Annotated in this window: 16 protein-coding genes, 1 other RNA gene and 1 riboswitch; of the genes, 1 reads left to right on the top strand and 16 read right to left on the bottom strand. The window is 53.6% G+C overall.

Annotated features, from left to right (window positions below; translation table 11 throughout):
• Nucleotides 1-7: 7 nt before the first annotated feature.
• The 12 genes from fliE to rnpB all read right to left on the bottom strand — a co-directional run bounded on the left by fliE (nucleotide 8) and on the right by rnpB (nucleotide 11,123).
• Nucleotides 8-310 carry a flagellar hook-basal body complex protein FliE gene (gene fliE / locus BM322_RS08615; protein WP_075429681.1) on the bottom strand — a complete coding sequence of 101 codons (303 nt, stop codon included), beginning with the start codon at nucleotides 308-310 and terminating at the stop codon, nucleotides 8-10.
• 37 nt (nucleotides 311-347) lie between these two features.
• Nucleotides 348-794, bottom strand: coding sequence for a flagellar basal body rod protein FlgC (flgC, locus tag BM322_RS08610; protein WP_075429680.1), 447 nt, complete (start codon nucleotides 792-794; stop codon nucleotides 348-350).
• Nucleotides 795-825: 31 nt separating this feature from the next.
• Nucleotides 826-1,248: a flagellar basal body rod protein FlgB gene (flgB, locus tag BM322_RS08605; RefSeq protein ID WP_075429678.1), complete on the bottom strand. Its 423-nt coding sequence runs from the start codon at nucleotides 1,246-1,248 to the stop codon at nucleotides 826-828.
• Nucleotides 1,249-1,440: 192 nt separating this feature from the next.
• On the bottom strand, nucleotides 1,441-2,217 hold the full coding sequence (gene codY, locus BM322_RS08600) for a GTP-sensing pleiotropic transcriptional regulator CodY (RefSeq protein WP_075429676.1): 777 nt from the start codon (nucleotides 2,215-2,217) through the stop codon (nucleotides 1,441-1,443).
• 159 nt (nucleotides 2,218-2,376) lie between these two features.
• Nucleotides 2,377-3,768 carry an ATP-dependent protease ATPase subunit HslU gene (gene hslU / locus BM322_RS08595; protein WP_075429674.1) on the bottom strand — a complete coding sequence of 464 codons (1,392 nt, stop codon included), beginning with the start codon at nucleotides 3,766-3,768 and terminating at the stop codon, nucleotides 2,377-2,379.
• A complete protein-coding gene (gene hslV / locus BM322_RS08590) occupies nucleotides 3,768-4,310 on the bottom strand; it encodes an ATP-dependent protease subunit HslV (protein WP_075429672.1) in 543 nt (180 codons plus the stop codon). The genes hslU and hslV overlap by 1 nt, the downstream gene beginning before the upstream one ends.
• Nucleotides 4,311-4,314: 4 nt before the next feature.
• Entirely contained in the window at nucleotides 4,315-5,649 is a 1,335-nt protein-coding gene (gene trmFO / locus BM322_RS08585; protein ID WP_075429670.1) for a methylenetetrahydrofolate--tRNA-(uracil(54)-C(5))-methyltransferase (FADH(2)-oxidizing) TrmFO, read from the bottom strand.
• A 2-nt stretch (nucleotides 5,650-5,651) separates the two neighbouring features.
• Nucleotides 5,652-7,919: a type I DNA topoisomerase gene (topA, locus tag BM322_RS08580; RefSeq protein WP_075429668.1), complete on the bottom strand. Its 2,268-nt coding sequence runs from the start codon at nucleotides 7,917-7,919 to the stop codon at nucleotides 5,652-5,654.
• On the bottom strand, nucleotides 7,882-8,979 hold the full coding sequence (dprA, locus tag BM322_RS08575) for a DNA-processing protein DprA (RefSeq protein WP_075429666.1): 1,098 nt from the start codon (nucleotides 8,977-8,979) through the stop codon (nucleotides 7,882-7,884). Before dprA ends, topA begins: the two co-directional genes overlap by 38 nt.
• Before the next feature lie 168 nt (nucleotides 8,980-9,147).
• The gene (gene folB, locus BM322_RS08570) at nucleotides 9,148-9,510 is read right to left on the bottom strand and encodes a dihydroneopterin aldolase (RefSeq protein ID WP_075429664.1); all 363 of its coding nucleotides are present in this window, start codon (nucleotides 9,508-9,510) and stop codon (nucleotides 9,148-9,150) included.
• A 268-nt stretch (nucleotides 9,511-9,778) separates the two neighbouring features.
• The gene (locus BM322_RS08565) at nucleotides 9,779-10,429 is read right to left on the bottom strand and encodes an NlpC/P60 family protein (protein ID WP_177220848.1); all 651 of its coding nucleotides are present in this window, start codon (nucleotides 10,427-10,429) and stop codon (nucleotides 9,779-9,781) included.
• 17 nt (nucleotides 10,430-10,446) lie between these two features.
• Nucleotides 10,447-10,595, bottom strand: a riboswitch (cyclic di-AMP (ydaO/yuaA leader).
• 172 nt (nucleotides 10,596-10,767) lie between these two features.
• An RNA gene (gene rnpB / locus BM322_RS08560) (RNase P RNA component class A) lies at nucleotides 10,768-11,123 on the bottom strand.
• A 185-nt stretch (nucleotides 11,124-11,308) separates the two neighbouring features.
• Here rnpB and deoD point away from each other — a divergent pair.
• On the top strand, nucleotides 11,309-12,019 hold the full coding sequence (deoD, locus tag BM322_RS08555; RefSeq protein ID WP_075429660.1) for a purine-nucleoside phosphorylase: 711 nt from the start codon (nucleotides 11,309-11,311) through the stop codon (nucleotides 12,017-12,019).
• Between the two features lie 88 nt (nucleotides 12,020-12,107).
• On the opposite strand, the gene BM322_RS08550 is transcribed toward deoD, so the two are convergent.
• Genes BM322_RS08550 through BM322_RS08535 form a run of 4 tightly spaced genes read right to left on the bottom strand, consistent with a single transcriptional unit; the run spans nucleotide 12,108 to nucleotide 16,288 of the window.
• Nucleotides 12,108-13,493 carry an aminopeptidase gene (locus BM322_RS08550; RefSeq protein WP_075429658.1) on the bottom strand — a complete coding sequence of 462 codons (1,386 nt, stop codon included), beginning with the start codon at nucleotides 13,491-13,493 and terminating at the stop codon, nucleotides 12,108-12,110.
• A gap of 18 nt (nucleotides 13,494-13,511) precedes the next feature.
• A complete protein-coding gene (dusB, locus tag BM322_RS08545; protein ID WP_075429793.1) occupies nucleotides 13,512-14,468 on the bottom strand; it encodes a tRNA dihydrouridine synthase DusB in 957 nt (318 codons plus the stop codon).
• Nucleotides 14,469-14,470: 2 nt separating this feature from the next.
• The gene (locus tag BM322_RS08540; protein ID WP_075429656.1) at nucleotides 14,471-15,286 is read right to left on the bottom strand and encodes a type III pantothenate kinase; all 816 of its coding nucleotides are present in this window, start codon (nucleotides 15,284-15,286) and stop codon (nucleotides 14,471-14,473) included.
• 21 nt (nucleotides 15,287-15,307) lie between these two features.
• Nucleotides 15,308-16,288, bottom strand: coding sequence for a biotin--[acetyl-CoA-carboxylase] ligase (locus BM322_RS08535; RefSeq protein ID WP_075429654.1), 981 nt, complete (start codon nucleotides 16,286-16,288; stop codon nucleotides 15,308-15,310).
• Nucleotides 16,289-16,508: the final 220 nt, after the last annotated feature.

The raw sequence follows: 16,508 nt of genomic DNA, 5'->3' as shown, positions 1-16,508 counted from the left end.
TGTGTCATCATACCTGCATGCGCATGATTTCCTGATAAGCGGAAACCGCACGGTTGCGCAGCTGAAGGGTAAGCTGCAGGGCAATGTCAGCTTTTTGGCTGGCAATGACCACCTGCGCGACATCATCGATCTGACCGGCTGCCAACAGCGCATTTTCACGGTCAGACTCCAGCTGAAGTTCATTCGTCTTTTTCAAGGCATCCGTCAGATATTCGCCAAAGCCCTTGACTTCTTTCTTAGGCTGTGTTTCGCCCAGATGACTGTCCGCATGCATGGACACCGGAGTCATCTGCAATGCTGCTATCTCCATATCTTTACCCTTTCAATAAAAACAACTATGATTGCGCTTACTTGCCCATATCCAGGGCTTTCGTCACCATGGACTTGGCCGCATTGATGGTCGTCGTATTCGCCTCATAGGCACGCGATGCTGTGATCATATCGACCATCTCGGCAACGATATTGACATTAGGACGCTCCACATACCCCTGTGCATTAGCATCCGGATGTCCCGGATCGTAGACAAGCGGGCCCTGCGTATCATCTGCCTGAATGCCAATAGCCCGCACGCCGTCACCAGCCTCCAGCTTGTTGACCGATTTCTGCAGGAAACTCGAAAAGCTGTTGTTTCCCTTCATACGGGGCTCAAAGACTACATAACGGCGGTGATAAGCACCGCCTTCCTGAGTCCTAGTCGTATTAGCATTGGCAATATTGTTGGAAATGACGTCCATGCGCAGGCGTTCAGCCGTGAGGCCCGACGCTGCCGCATCAATTCCTAAGAACATGCTCATAAGTTATCTCCTCTATATCCCTGATCCTTCATCAGCTCTGGCCGCTTGTGATGACATTCTTCATCTTCGTGATGAAGCTGCCGAGCTCTGTGGTCATCGCATTGTAGTAGAGCTGATTCTTCGCCAGCCCTGCCATCTCGATATCGATATCCACATTGTTGTTATCGACGCGCATCGTCGTCGTTCCGTCTTCTTCGATGACAGCCTGCGCCTTGCCTGGCAAGGCCATCGGCAAATGACGGTCATGCGTCCTTACCATGTTCAGTCTTCTGCCGTCATTGTCCAGATGCAGTTCCTTTGCCAGCAGGTCCTCAAAATTCACCGCACTTCGCTTGAAGTTCGGCGTATTCACATTGGCAATGTTGTTGCTGATGACTTCATGGCGCATCGTCGCCGCCGCCAGGCCCCGGCCCAGATAATCGAAGTTCGACGAGTTCACGATCTGTTCCAGCATTTCCGGAATCACATCCTTTCTTTCATATTTTCCGTCCGGCTATAGTTACCTTTTATTTATTTTCTACATAATGCCTGCAATTCCTTTAAAGTTTATCATTTTTTTCTCTTTTTTAGAAGATACCCTGTGTAATTTTTTTCAGGAACGAAAAAAGCTGGCACGAAATGGTGCCAGCTATAATAAGCAGAATGTTCAATCCTTCAATTTACGCACTCCATCGAGCAGGTACTCGTTGAGCACCTTGATATACGTGCCCTTCATGCCCAGCGATCTCGACTCGATGACGCCTGCCGATTCGAACTTGCGCAGCGCGTTGACGATAACCGAGCGCGTGATCTTGACCTCATCAGCAATCTTCGATGCCACGAGCAGGCCTTCCGTATCCTGCAGAGCCGAAAGGATAGCGAACGCCGCCTTGCGCTCCGAGAACGACAGCGTTTCAAGTGCGATCTGGACCGTAGCCTTCTTGCGCGCCTCAATCTCAATCTTCTCGGCATGGTCACGCAGCATTTCCATACCAACTACCGTAGCACCATACTCGCAGAGCAGCAGGTCATCATCCGTAAACTCTTCGTCATACTTGGCAACGATCAGCGTGCCGATGCGCTCGCCGACACCATAGATTGGAACGATGGTCGTGTTTTTGCCATTGAACATGCACTTCGTATTCTCTTCGTAAGCACACATGCCAGATTTGGAACGCAGATTGGCATTCGTCTCATCCATGCGCATGAGCCAGCTCACATAGTGCTTCGGGAACTCACCCTGGTTGATGACCTTGTCGACCATGAGATCGCATTCGAAGTCATCGATGAAAGCATAACCGAAAATCTTCCCCTTGCGGTTCGTGATATAGACATTCGCCCCAAGGACATTGCTGAGTACACGGGAAATACCATCATATTCGACATTTTCCGAACGCTGCAGCAGCTGATTGATCTTTCTGGTTTTTTTCAGTAATGATTCCATTTAAGCTTTCTCCTTTTTCAAATATTCCGCTATTCTTCCTCGGGCTATAAATCAGCCTGATTATAACTATAATTATCTTATCACATTTTTCAAAATAATCATAGATGTTGAACAATATTTTTAATTAAATTTTCGAAATATTTGACAGGATGTGCCCATTCAGAGGATAAACTGGGACAGATCGCGGTTCACGACAATATCCGACAGCTGCTTATCCACATAAGCGGCATCAATGATGATTTCCTTTTCGGCAAGTTCCGGTGCCGTGAAGCTGATTTCCTCCAGCAGTTTTTCCAGCAGGGTGTGCAGGCGGCGAGCGCCGATATCCTCAGCCTGCTCGTTGACATCGCAGGCCAGCTGGGCCAAACGGGAAATCGCATCCGGCTGGAACACGATCTTCACATCTTCCGTCGCAAGTAATGCCTCATACTGCTTCAGCAGTGCATTGCGCGGTTCCGTAAGGATCTTCTCAAAGTCTTCCTTGCGCAGGGATTTCAACTCGACGCGAATCGGAAAACGTCCCTGCAGCTCCGGAATAAGGTCCGAGGGTTTTGCCATATGGAACGCACCAGCAGCAATGAACAGCACATGGTCCGTCTTCAGCGGGCCATATTTCGTCATGACTGTCGAGCCTTCAACGATTGGCAGGATATCGCGCTGCACACCCTCGCGGGAAACATCAGCCCCCGAAGAATTGCCCTTCACAGCCACTTTGTCGATCTCATCGAGGAACACAATGCCGCTGTGCTCAGCAACCTTTATCGCCTCATCAGCTACAGCGTCCATGTCGATAAGCTTGCCTGCCTCTTCCTGCGTGAAGATCTTGCGGGCCTGCTCAACTGTTACCTTGCGTTTCTTATGACGCTTGGGCATGAGATTGCCGATCATATCCTGCAGGTTATCGCCCATCCCCTCGAGACTTGATCCAGCAAACATGCCGACCATGGGCTTACCAGCTTCCTCGACATCGATTTCGATAGTTTCCTGCTCAAGTTCGCCATTCTTGAGACGCTTGCGCACCCAGTCACGGCCCGCCTGATACTTAGGCTCAGGCTGCTCCTCAGTCTTTTCTTCGCTATCGGTGCCAAACAGGCGGCCCAGCGGACTCTGGGCTTTGCGGGGCTCAGGTACGAACACGTCGAGGATGCGCTCCTCAGCCAGCTCAGCAGCCTTGTCCTGCACCGAATCCAGACGCTGCTGACGCACCATGCGCACCGCTGTCTCCGCGAGGTCGCGCACGATGGATTCGACATCGCGGCCCACATAGCCAACCTCGGTGAATTTCGTTGCCTCCACCTTGATGAACGGCGCATTGACCAGCTTGGCCAGCCGACGGGCAATTTCTGTCTTGCCGACACCAGTAGAACCGATCATCAGGATATTCTTCGGAATGACCTCTTCCTGCATATCGTCAGATAACTGACGGCTGCGCCAACGATTGCGCAGGGCAATAGCTACAGAACGCTTAGCCTCATCCTGACCAACGATATATTTATTGAGCTCCTCGACGATCTGACGCGGAGTCTGTTCATTTACGCCGATTTCCTTCATTAGTCCAGTTCCTCCACCTTGATGTTATGGTTCGTATAAACACAAATATCTGCCGCGATCGACAGTGCCTCCTTGGCGATATCGCCAGCGCTCATCTCCGTATGCTTGACCATGGCACGGCCAGCTGAAAGCGCGTAGAAGCCGCCCGATCCGATTGCCGCCACATCGCCATCCGGCTCAATGACCTCGCCATTGCCCGAAAGCATCAGCATCGTATCGTGATCCGCCACGAGCAGCAGTGCCTCCAGCTTGCGCAGCACCTTGTCCGTACGCCACTCCTTGGCCAATTCAACAGCCGCCCGCTGCAGATTGCCATTATATGACTCGAGTTTTGCCTCGAATTTCTCGAATAGCGTGAAGGCATCCGCCACGGAGCCAGCAAAGCCAGCCAGGATCTTGTTATGATAGAGGCGGCGCACCTTGCGGGCATTCGCCTTCATGATCGTGTGCTCGCCAAACGTTACCTGTCCGTCACCAGCAATAGCTGTCTTGCCGTTCTTGCGTACGGCACAGATTGTCGTTGCATGAAATTGTGTCTCCATTGCGTCATTCTCCAATCTTTGCTTTGAACGTTTCGATAGCAGCCAGCGCCCGCTCGGCCAGCCGCTGTTTCTTGAGCTTCTTGTCCTTGATGTATTTGCCGTTCTCATTGCGCATATCAATCTCCGGCAGGATGCCGAAATTGACATTCATCGGCTGGAAATGCTTTGCCTCACTGGTCGTGATGTAATGACAAAGTGCACCATGGCAGCTTTCCTCCGGGAATACCAAAGGCTCCTTGCCCATAGCCAGGCGTGCAGCATTGACACCGGCGATGAGTCCCGATGATGCGGACTCGATATAGCCTTCAACCCCCGTCATCTGACCGGCAAACAGCAGATTATCCTCACCGCGCAACTGCAACGTTGCGCGCATATGCTGCGGTGAATTCAGGAACGTATTGCGGTGCATGACACCGTAGCGCAGGAACTCAGCATTCTCGAGCCCCGGGATTATGCCAAACACACGGCGCTGTTCCGGCCATTTGAGATGGGTCTGAAAACCGACGATATTGTAGAGCGTTGCACTGGCATTATCCTGGCGCAGCTGAACGACAGCGTGCGGCCGCACGCCTGTCTCAGGGTGCTCAAGCCCGACAGGTTTCAGCGGACCATAGAGCAGCGTGTCCTTGCCTCGGCTTGCCATGACCTCAACCGGCATGCAGCCCTCAAAGAATTTCTCCTTCTCAAAATCCTTGGTCGGTGCCTTTTCCGCATGGACAAGCTCAGTCCAGAACGCCTCATATTCTTCTTTCGTCATCGGACAGTTGATATAGGCTGCCTCTCCCTTGCCATAGCGGGAGGCACGGTAAGCCTTGCTCATATCCACTGAATCGATGCTGACGATTGGCGCTGCCGCATCATAGAAATACAGCGAATCGTTGCCAGTACGGGCAGCGATGTCCTCAGCGAGCTTGCCGGCTGTCAGCGGCCCACTGGCCACGACCGTAATCGCATCCTCTGCCAGCGGGATAGCTTCAAGTTCTTCATGGATAACCGTGATGTGCGGATGCTCCGTGACCTTCTTCGTCACATAGTCGCTGAACCCGTGGCGGTCAACAGCCAGCGCCCCGCCCGCCGGCACCTTTGTCGCATCGGCAGCCTCCATGATGATGGAGCCCAGTCGGCGCATCTCCTCTTTGAGCACGCCGACTGCGTTTTCAAGGCCAGCCCCGCGCAGCGAATTGCTGCAGACAAGCTCAGCAAAGCCAGCCGTCTTATGGGCCGGCGTTGACTTTTCGGGGCGCATCTCGTACAACGTGACCTCAGCGCCAAGCTCAGCCGCCTGCCAGGCGGCCTCCGAACCGGCCAGACCGGCTCCCACGATAATAACTTTTTCCACGTTTATTTTTCCTCATTCGCCGCCTGCGCAGCCTTTTCTGCCTCTCGGGCTTTCTTGGCCTCCGCACGCTGGCGCATTTTCTCTAATTCCTTGTTGATGGGATGGTCGATGCGCGTCTTGCAGTCATCGTTGCTGCAGTAGAGCAACGCACGGCCATTCTTATAATGATGCTTGAGCATGAAGGCTCCGCATTCCGGGCACTTCTCTTGCTGTGGCTGATCCCAGGTCGTATAGTCACACTCGGGATAATTCTTGCAGCCATAGAAGTTACGGCCGCGGCGCGTCTTGCGCTCCACGATGGCACCGCCGCATTTCGGGCACTTGACCCCCGTATCCACGAGCAGCGGCTTCGTATTGCGGCACTCAGGGAAGCCGGGGCAGGCCAGGAACTTGCCGAAACGGCCCTGTTTGACGACCATCATGCGGCCGCAGCGCTCACACTGCACATCTGATACCTCGACCGGCAGCTCCACATGACCGATGGCCTCATCCGCTTTTTCGAGCGTCTCTTCAAAGGGATCATAGAACTCCCTGAGCAGATTGTTCTTCTTGACCTTGCCCTCGGCAATTTCATCGAGCTCATTTTCCAGATTGGCCGTGAACTTGACATCAACGATGTTCTTGAAATACTCCTCAAGCATATCGACGACGACAAAGCCGAGTTCCGTCGGCTGGAAATGCTTGTCGATGCGCTGCACATAGCCGCGTGCCTGGATTGTCTCGATGATCGGTGCATACGTACTCGGACGTCCGATTTCCTTTTCCTCCAGCGTCTTGACGAGCGAGGCATCGTTGTAGCGTGGTGGCGGCTCGGTGAAATGCTGCTGCGGCAGCGTCTTGGCCGTAGTCAGCACGTCGCCTTCAGCAATCTCCGGCAATACGACGTCTTTTTCCTTCTTCGTCGTATCTGCACCGGCATAGACAGCCGTAAAACCGGCAAATTTGAGCTTGGAGCCGGCAGCACGTACCGTGTATCGCTGCCCCGCCTTGATGCTGATGCTCATCGTATCATAGACAGCCGGTGTCATCTGGCTCGCCGTGAAGCGTTGCCAGATCAGCGTATAGAGTTTGAGCTGGTCCTTGTTCAGGAACTTCTCGAGTGTCTCCGGCGTCAGGTTGACATCCGTCGGACGGATGGCCTCATGTGCGTCCTGAGCCTTCTTGCCAGCGGCATAGACATTCGGCTTGGCAGGGATGTACGCCTCACCAAACTGTTCGCTGATATAGTTGCGGGCCTCATCCTGGGCCAGATCCGACAGGCGCGTGGAATCCGTACGCATATACGTGATGAGACCAGTTGCGCCATGACGGCCCAGCTCGATACCTTCATAGAGCTGCTGCGCCAGCATCATCGTCTTGCGCGACGTGAAGCCGAGCTTGCGGGCAGCATCCTGCTGCAAAGAGCTCGTCGTAAACGGAGCTGCCGGCTTGCGGCGGCGCTCACTCTTCTTGACAGAGTCTACCGTAAGCTGCTGCTTGTCAAAATCCGCCAGCAGTTCATTGGTTTCCTTTTCGTTATGCAATTCGAGTTTCTGGCCGTCCACATGGGTGAGCTCTGCATCGAACATGGCCGATTTATCCTTGCGCAGCTTGAGGCCAACCGTCCAGTACTCCACCGAGTCAAACGCCTGTATTTCCTTTTCCCGGTCACAGATCAGCTTGACAGTAACCGACTGTACGCGCCCGGCCGAAAGTCCCTTGCGCACCTTGCGCCAAAGGAGCGGCGACAGCTTATAGCCCACGATGCGGTCGAGCATGCGACGGGCCTGCTGTGCATCAACCTGATCGATATTGATGGCCCGTGGATGCTTGACAGCATCCTGGATTGCTGGTTTGGTGATCTCATTGAATACGATACGGCAGTCTTCCTCAGGATTCAGCCCCAGGATATACGACAGATGCCAGGCAATCGCCTCGCCCTCGCGATCAGGGTCGCTTGCCAGATAGACTTTATCGGCATTCTTGGCGTCCTTCTTCAAGGCCTTGATGAGATCGCCCTTGCCGCGGATATTGATGTATTTCGGCTCAAACTCATTCTCCACATCTATGCCGAACTGACTCTTCGGCAAATCGCGCAGATGCCCCATCGATGCGCGTACCATATATTTGCGTCCCAAATACTTCTCAATGGTTTTCGCCTTGGCTGGCGACTCCACGATAACCAGGGTTTTCTTGACCTTAGCTTTCGTCTTTGCTTTCGTTTTGGTTTTCGTTGCTGCTGCAGCCAAACCTTCACTCCCTCTCAGCACGCCGATAGGCATGCAGCTCATTCTCTATAACAAGGCCTTTTAGTTCCATCTGCAAAAGGATAAAGGCCAGATTCGACATTTCACCATCCGGCAGGCTCTGGATGATCTCATCCATGGACAACGGGCGCTCAAAGGAGAGGACCTGCCAGACCTGACGCTCCTCAGGCGTAAATTCCCGTGTCGTTTTCTTCTTAGGCGGCACTGCCAGCCCGTACTCTTCAAGGATATCCCCAGGCCCCTGCACGAGTTTTGCCCCCTGCTGGATCAGCCGGTTGCACCCCTGACTCGTCGGCGAATAGATGCTGCCAGGAACAGCAAATACATCGCGTCCTTCAGATAAAGCCAGTTCTGCCGTGATCAGCGATCCCGAGCGGCTGGCTGCCTCGATAACGACAGTCCCCTGGGATAATCCGCTGATGATGCGATTGCGCGCCGGAAAGAAAGCCGGCAGGGGCTGGGTACCAGGGCCATACTCTGAGATGACGGCTCCCCCCGCATCAATGATCTGCGCGAGCAGCCGCCGGTTCTCAGGCGGATAGACGACATCTGCCCCACAGCCCAGCACGGCAACCGTGCGGCCGCCTTTGAGTGCGCCTCTATGGGAAGCGGTATCGATACCACGAGCAGCGCCGCTTACCAGCGTAAGGCCTGCCGCCGCCAAACGTTCCCCAAACTCCAGGGCAATCCCTTCGCCATACGGCGTAAAGCGGCGGGATCCTACCATAGCAACGCGTGCAGCCTGCGGTTGCAACGTTCCCCGATAGAACAAGACCATCGGCGGATCGAAGATTTCCTTCAATATATTAGGGTAATCTTTCTGCCAGATCGTACACAGCTGCACAGCCGCCTGCCGGCAGGCAGCTGCCAGCTGCTCTGGCAGCGACGGCTGCTGACGGCAAAACACGGCCAAGCGCTGTGCCTGCCCAGATGACAAGCCGCCTCGAGAAACGAGCGTCTCTCCATCAGCCTCCCAGACTGCCCGTGCTGACGTGAAATGTGCCAGCAGCTGCTGCAGCAACCGGCTGCCCACACCTGGTGTGCGTACTAGTGCCGCTAGATAATATCTATCTTCGGAATCCATGCTATCGCCATCCTTAGATCTATACATTTATTCATCTTAGCGAATATTTAAATCGAATGCAACACTTTCCATTACAATTTCAGAAATATTTTGCGGAATAATGACGGGATCTTGACATGACAAAAGGTCATCAGCCAGCCTCTGACTGATGACCTGTATCTTCTTCTATTACTTCTGCACGCGAGTGGTCTCGACCTCAACATAGTCGATTGGCCCCGAAATCGGCACCGATGGTTTGCGGATACGTGCCGTAACCGTATGGAAATGCGGATATTTTGCTAGGAGCTTATCGCCGATATGAGCCGACAGAGCTCCCAGCATCTGAAAGCGCTTATTCTCCGTCACGTCTTTAACGATGTCGTAGATAGCAGCCGGATCGACGCCATCCCGGACATCATCAGTCTCTGCCATGCGGTCATCTTTCGTCTCGATCTCGATATCAAGATAGAATTTCTGGCCCTGCTCACGCTCATATTCATAAACGCCATGGAACCCATAGAACATCATGTTGAGAATCCTTACTTTTGCCATTGTGGTCACTCCTCATAAACTGAATCCATCATTCTACATCTTATCACTACCTACAAGGTACTCATTGTTTATGTATTTCGTGACCTGCGGCAAAATTCCTGCCTATTTTTGCGAATATTTCTAATTAATTCGTGAACAATTCATCCCAGAAGGTATATGCTGCCATCAGGAATATCAGCAAAGCTAAAAAGAGATCCCCCATCCTGTCCTCCTTCTATCAATAAAAAAAGTGGAGAGGCCTCTGCCTCTCCCAACCATACTGGTCATCTTACATTACCCGGCGAGCGCCGATGTAGCAGGAGCCCCAATAGGAGCTGTCAAGCGATGCTACGCTGACGCCGCGGCTCGACGACGCATTGATGAACTGACGGTCACCAAGATAGATGCCGACATGGGATGCACCCGCATCATACGTCGAGAAGAATACCAGGTCACCTGGCATGAGCTCACCGGAAGAAACCGGCGTGCCGCACTCATACTGGACATCCGCCGTACGCGGCAGGGAAACGCCAGCATGTGCGAAGACATACTGCACATAGCCCGAGCAGTCAAAGCCGTTCGGCGTCGTGCCACCGAATACATACGGTACACCAAGGTACTGCATGGACTCGGAGAGAATCGTACGGTTGATGTAGTTGGAACCATGCTTTACAGCCGGCATCGATTTGCCGAGCAGTGCCACGTAAGTCGAGGAACCTACCTGTCCATCTGCATTCATACCGTGCGATGACTGGAATGCCTTCACTGCCTCAGCCGTGGCCGGACCGAAGTCACCATCAGCTGAGACGTCGTAGCCGAGACGGACCAATTGTCCCTGGATCTCTGCTACCTCGGTGCCCTGATCGCCTACGCGGAATGCCGAAGCCCCGCATACGGAAAACCAGCACATAAGGATCATGGATAGCGCAAATACGCGCATTGCTTTACTCAAAAAGCCACTCCTCTCTCTATTCGCCTACGAGGTTAGCTGCCGGGCTCGGGTAGAGAAGACCACCCGCGTCAATTTCACGATCACCATGAGCCTGACGTTCGCCCCAAGGAAATTGGTTCCCCCGCTCCTGGGCTGGATTCGGCTTGTTCCATATCTTTATAGAACCCACTTTATATAATACGACATAAGTCGTCGTATTCCTGCTATTTTTTAAAAACTCTCTTATTCGCTCTTAATGTGGCGTGTTCTTCCAGTTTTTTTTCAGAAAGTATCCAGACATGAAAATTGGCTGCCATTACTGACAGCCACAATATTCATTTCACGTTGCTATAAGCAATCAATAAGCCGAGTTTTGTTCCGCTTGCGCGGCGACAATCATTTATCTAGGCACGACAGTTACCTGCCGGCTCAAGCGACTCAACCCGGAAGGTTCCGCGGGCCGCATCATCCCTTCCCTATTTGGTCTTGCTCCGTGTGGGGTTTACCCAAGCCAGCCAGTCACCTGACTGCTGGTGCGCTCTTACCGCACCTTTCCACCCTTACCTGACAAGTCAGGCGGTCTAAATCTCTATGGCACTTTCCCTAAGGTCACCCTCGCTGGACGTTATCCAGCACACTGCCCTGTGGAGCCCGGACTTTCCTCATCTGGCTCTAAGCCAGCCGCGATTGTCTTGACAACTTATATCAACGTACGTGATTATAGCACAATTAGCACGTATTTGTCAAATCAGGTACTAAACCGCTTGTTTTAATTCTTTTCTAATACTTTTTAGACATTTGGCCTTTTCTTATTTCTTATTTTTTTTTATAATTAATATGCAAGTTTTAAATTTTCCGAATCCATTTTTGAGAAAGAAGGAATTCATCATGGCAACACCACATATCGGCGCCGAAAAAGGCGACATCGCTGAGCGTATCCTGCTGCCAGGCGATCCGCTCCGGGCAAAGTTCATTGCAGAGAACTTCCTCGATAATCCGAAGCAGTACACCTCTGTCCGCAACATCTTAGGTTACACGGGCACCTACAAGGGCGTTCCTGTATCCGTGCAGGGAACGGGTATGGGCATCCCGTCCATCTCCATCTACGTCCACGAGCTCATCCATGCCTTCGGCTGCAAGAAATTGTTCCGCGTCGGCACCTGTGGCGGTATGCACCCTGATGTCAAACTACGTGATGTGCTGATTGCCCAGGGCGCCAGCACCGATTCTTCCATCATCAAGAACATCTTCGGTGGTTCGATCAACTACGCACCGCTGGCTGATTTCGAGCTGCTCGAAAAAGCCGTAGCCAACACGAGAAAGCTCAACCTGCATGCCAAGGTCGGCAACATCATCTCCGTTGACCGCTTCTACGATGATGAGATCGACAACGACAAGCTCCGCAAGTACGGTGTGCTTGCCGTCGAGATGGAGGCCGCAGCCCTCTATACCCTCGCTGCTGAGGCTCATGTCCAGGCTCTGGCTCTGTTCACGGTCAGCGATCATCTGCTGACGGGCGAGGCCTGCACGGCAGAGGAACGCCAGACTACCTTCAACGACATGATCAAGATAGCCCTCGAAACGGCAATCGAAGATTGATTTCGTTTTGTACAAGAAGTTTTCCAATTCAATTCTCATACATGAAAACGCGGCTCGCATGATTTGCGAGCCGCGTTTTTTATTGAATTCAAGCTTCATTGAGAAAGGCTGTATACGCTTTGCGAGCCTCGTAGACATCGACCTTGCTCGTTACCTCCCAAGGTGCATGCATGCTCATGACACCGACACCGCTGTCGATGACCTGCATGCCATACAGGCTCATGATATAGGCAATCGTGCCGCCGCCACCGAGATCGACCTTGCCGAGCTCAGCGAGCTGGTAGTGGACATCATTGCCATCCATGATGCGGCGCAGCTCCGCCAGGTATTCTGCATTGGCATCGTTGGAACCCGACTTGCCACGCGCCCCCGTGAACTTGTTGAACACCATGCCGCGGCCCAGATAGGAGACATTCTTCTTATCGTAGGCACTCGCATAAAGCGCATCATAAGCACTCGACACATCCGAGGACAGCATCTTGCAGTTTGCCAGTGTGCGGCGCAGCGTAAGGTCCGTATAAGCCCCGCAGGCATTCAAGACCTCTGCCACAGCATTCTCGAAGAAATGCGACTGCATGCCCGTCGCACCGACACTGCCGATTTCCTCCTTGTCGACCAGCAGGCAGCAGGCCGTGCGTTTCATGTGGCCCGTCGCCAGCATGGCAACCAGCGAAGTATACGAGCAGACGCGGTCATCCTGACCATACGCTAAGATCATGCTGCGGTCAAAGCCGAGTTCGCGCGCCTTACCTGCCGGCACCAATGCCAGCTCAGCCGACTGGAAGTCTTCCTCATCGATATCATATTTATCCTTGATGAGTTTGAGCACGCCATCCTTGACCGATTCCTTGTCCTCTTTCTTGAGCGGGTAATTGCCGACGAGGATATCGAGATTCTCGCCCTCGATGACCTTAGCAGCATTCTTCTTCATCTGTTCCTGGGAAAGATGGATCAACAGGTCCGTAACGCAGAATACCGGATCTTCTTCCGCCTCACCGATGCAGATATCGATGACGCGGCCATCCTTCTTGGCAACGACACCATGCAGTGCCAGCGGCAGCGTCACCCACTGGTATTTCTTGATGCCACCATAATAATGCGTGTCAAGATATGCGAGGCCGCCATCTTCATAGAGCGGATTCTGCTTGACATCGAGGCGGCAGGTATCGATATGCGCACCAAGAATGTTCATGCCCTGCTCTAAGGGCTCCTCGCCGATGTTGAACATCACGACAGCTTTCTTCATATTGACTGCATAGACCTTGTCCCCAGCTGCCAGCGTCTCACCGCTTTTCACAATGTCAGCGAGATTGCGGTAGCCTGCCGCCTCGGCCTGTCTTACGGCCTCAGTCACGCTTTCGCGCTCAGTCTTGCAGTTTGACAGGAATTCACGGTAACCCTTGTTGAGTTCTTCCAGCTCCTGCTTTTCCTTTTCGCTGTATTGATTCCAGATTGAAGTCTTCTCCTCTGCCATCTATATCCTTCTTTCTAGTCAAAAAAATTCATCGATGATATCCACGAAATCCTGCCGCGTTTCCGCCTTGTTGAAACGGTCGCGCAGGATTGCCCCATGCTTTATGCCCCGGGTATACCAGGTCGCATGCTTGCGCATCTCACGCGGGCCCACATAATCGCCCTTGTATTTGAGCAACAGATCCAAATGCCGCAGGATGACCTCTGCACGCTCCTGCATCGTCGGCCCCGGGAGCTCCTCCCCAGTCTGCAGGTAATGGGTGAGCTGGCGGAAAATCCACGGATTTCCCTGAGCGGCGCGGCCAATCATCACTCCGTCAGCGCCTGTGACCGCAAAGATCTTCTTGAGATCAGCACAGCTGCGCACATCGCCATTGGCGATGACCGGCACGTTCACCATCTGTTTGACCGCCGCGATGATTTCCCAGTCGGCATTGTCGCGGTAAAACTGCTCACGCGTGCGGCCATGGACGGCAATGGCATCGACGCCGGCCTCCTCGGCCAGCTTGGCTATCTCCAGCACATTGACGTTGTCATCATCCCAGCCCTTGCGCATCTTGACCGTGAACGGCATCTTGACGGCCCGGCGGATAGCCGAAAGTATCGCAAACGCCTTAGCCGGCTCGCGCATAAGCGCCGATCCCTCGCCATTCTTGACAATCTTCGGTGCCGGACAGCCCATGTTGAAATCGAGGATATCGGCCATGCCGAGATCCTCGACATATTTGGCCGCCTCAGCCGCCATCGCCGGCGTATTGGCAAAGATCTGCATGGCAATCGGCCGCTCTTCGGGCTCCGTCTTGAGCATCTCCAGCGTGCGCTCATTGCGGAAATGTATGCCCTGGCTGCTGACCATCTCAGCGTAGCAGAGCGGACAGCCCATATCGTGCGCGATGATGCGGTAGGCCGTATCAGTCACACCGGCCATCGGCGCCAGGAATACCGGCTGCTCAAAGTGGAATTTGCCGATATCCATGCTCATACTTCGTTCTCCTTCTTGAGGCGCTCGGGATTATGCCCCTCGCGGCGGTCAGCATTGCGCTCGTAAAGAGCCTGCAGTCCCGTCAGCGTCAGGAAGTGGTCGACCTTGTCGATTGTCGCGGATTCCTTGGCAATCATGCGGGCCAGACCGCCCGTAGCGATTACCTTCATCTCCTTGCCATACTCTTCCTTGATGCGCCGCACGATCTCATCGATCTGGCCGACGTAGCCAAAAATGATGCCTGCCTGCATGCCCTGGATCGTATTGCGGCAGATAATCTGCTTGGGCGGTACCAGCTCGATGCGCGGCAGCTGGGCAGCACTCTGGAACAGCGCATCAGCGCTCGTACCGATGCCCGGCGCGATAACGCCGCCAAGGAAATCGCCTGCATCGCCAACCACGTCGAAGGTCGTCGCCGTACCGATATCGATGACGATAAGCGGCCCGCCATACTGTTCGTAGGCACCGACAACATTGACGATACGATCGGCACCGATAGAACGCGGATTCTCATAATGCAGCTTGATGCCAGTCTTGATGCCAGGCCCCACAACCAGCGGATGGATGTGGAAATAGCGCTCGCACATCTTGACCATCGGCACGACGAGCGGCGGTACCACCGACGAGATGATGATCGCATGGATATCCGTCATGCGGATTCCCTGATAGCGGAACAAGTCATTCATGAGCATGCCGTACTCATCACCAGTCTTCTGCCGGTCGGTCGAGATACGCCAATGCTTGATGAGTTTCTTGCCCTCATAAGTTCCCATGACAATGTTGCTGTTGCCAATATCGAATACTAATAACAAAGGATATTCCTCCTGATTTTCTTACTTCTTCGGACGGATGGAGACATCGCCAGCCAATACACGATGGCGGCCATCAGCCGCATCGACGAGCAGCGCGCCATCATCATCGATATCTACGGCCGTCCCCGTATATTCTTCCCCATTCCGCACGCCGATGACGCGGACTTCCTGCCCCAGCGTGATTGAATACTTGCGCCAGGCCTCCATGATTGGAGCAAAGCCGTTTGCCAGGACCTCAGCATAAAGCTCATCCATTGCCTCTAAGACCGCCTGGAAAAACTTCACCCGCGGCAGCGGCCTGCCGCCGTTCATCGCCTGCAAGGAAGTCGCAGTTTCCCGGATATCGGCGGGAAATTCCTCCGGCAGTATGTTGACATTGATGCCCGTGCCGATGATGATGTGATTGATGCGATCCATCTCAGCACTCATCTCAGTCAATATCCCCACGAGCTTGCGGTTCTCGTAGAGCAGATCGTTAGGCCATTTGATGCCGGCCTTAAGTCCAAACCGCTCCATGGCCATTGACACAGCTACCGCTGCCATCAGCGTGCATTTTGGCGCCTCCTGTGGCATGAACGGCGGCCGCAGGATTGCCGAGAACCAGATGCCCTTGCCTGCCGGCGAAAAGAACTGGCGCTCCAACCGTCCTTTGCCGCCAGTCTGCTGCTCAGCCACCACGATGGTGCCATCGGCCGCACCAGCAGCTGCCAAGCGCTTGGCGACATTGTTGGTCGAGTCGAGGACCTCCTCAAAGTGGATATCCCGCCCCACGCACTGCGTCTTCAGCCCATGCCGGATCTCACTCGGCAGCAGCCGGTCCGGCGTCTCACGCAGCGAGTAGCCGCTGCGCGAATGGCTGACGATATCATAGCCGTTTTCCCGCAGCTCACGGATGTGTTTCCAGACAGCCGTCCGCGAAACACCAAGCCGGCTGGCCATCTCCTCGCCGGATATATAAGCATCGCCTGCACTGCGCAGGATTTCGAGTATCTTTGTCCGCAATGGAATTTCCTCCTCTGCCAATTTCACACCTGTTCATTATACAACGAATCCCGACATTAAAAAAGACGGTGTGGCAAAATGCCAGTTCATCTCATCCATATTTGTTACGTAAATTGCAGTTTGTCTGTTAGTGCGAGATTACAATAAGCGTGATACAGCTCAGCTTGGGTGAGGGTGGGTGCACTTTTTCTCCGCTTCGCTAAATGACCCGCGCTGGTGT

Origin of the sequence: Selenomonas sp. GACV-9, from assembly GCA_900116485.1 — a bacterium.
GTDB classification, from domain to species: Bacteria; Bacillota; Negativicutes; order Selenomonadales; family Selenomonadaceae; genus Selenomonas_A; species Selenomonas_A ruminantium_G.
This window is presented reverse-complemented; position numbering and strand designations above follow the sequence as displayed.

Coding starts and splice junctions, on each gene's coding strand:
- fliE (WP_075429681.1), bottom strand. CDS start 310: ATGGAGATAGCAGCATTGCAGATGACTCCGGTGTCCATGCATGCGGAC.
- flgC (WP_075429680.1), bottom strand. CDS start 794: ATGAGCATGTTCTTAGGAATTGATGCGGCAGCGTCGGGCCTCACGGCT.
- flgB (WP_075429678.1), bottom strand. CDS start 1,248: ATGCTGGAACAGATCGTGAACTCGTCGAACTTCGATTATCTGGGCCGG.
- codY (WP_075429676.1), bottom strand. CDS start 2,217: ATGGAATCATTACTGAAAAAAACCAGAAAGATCAATCAGCTGCTGCAG.
- hslU (WP_075429674.1), bottom strand. CDS start 3,768: ATGAAGGAAATCGGCGTAAATGAACAGACTCCGCGTCAGATCGTCGAG.
- hslV (WP_075429672.1), bottom strand. CDS start 4,310: ATGGAGACACAATTTCATGCAACGACAATCTGTGCCGTACGCAAGAAC.
- topA (WP_075429668.1), bottom strand. CDS start 7,919: ATGAGCTGCATGCCTATCGGCGTGCTGAGAGGGAGTGAAGGTTTGGCT.
- dprA (WP_075429666.1), bottom strand. CDS start 8,979: ATGGATTCCGAAGATAGATATTATCTAGCGGCACTAGTACGCACACCA.
- folB (WP_075429664.1), bottom strand. CDS start 9,510: ATGGCAAAAGTAAGGATTCTCAACATGATGTTCTATGGGTTCCATGGC.
- BM322_RS08565 (WP_177220848.1), bottom strand. CDS start 10,429: ATGCGCGTATTTGCGCTATCCATGATCCTTATGTGCTGGTTTTCCGTA.
- deoD (WP_075429660.1), top strand. CDS start 11,309: ATGGCAACACCACATATCGGCGCCGAAAAAGGCGACATCGCTGAGCGT.
- BM322_RS08550 (WP_075429658.1), bottom strand. CDS start 13,493: ATGGCAGAGGAGAAGACTTCAATCTGGAATCAATACAGCGAAAAGGAA.
- dusB (WP_075429793.1), bottom strand. CDS start 14,468: ATGGATATCGGCAAATTCCACTTTGAGCAGCCGGTATTCCTGGCGCCG.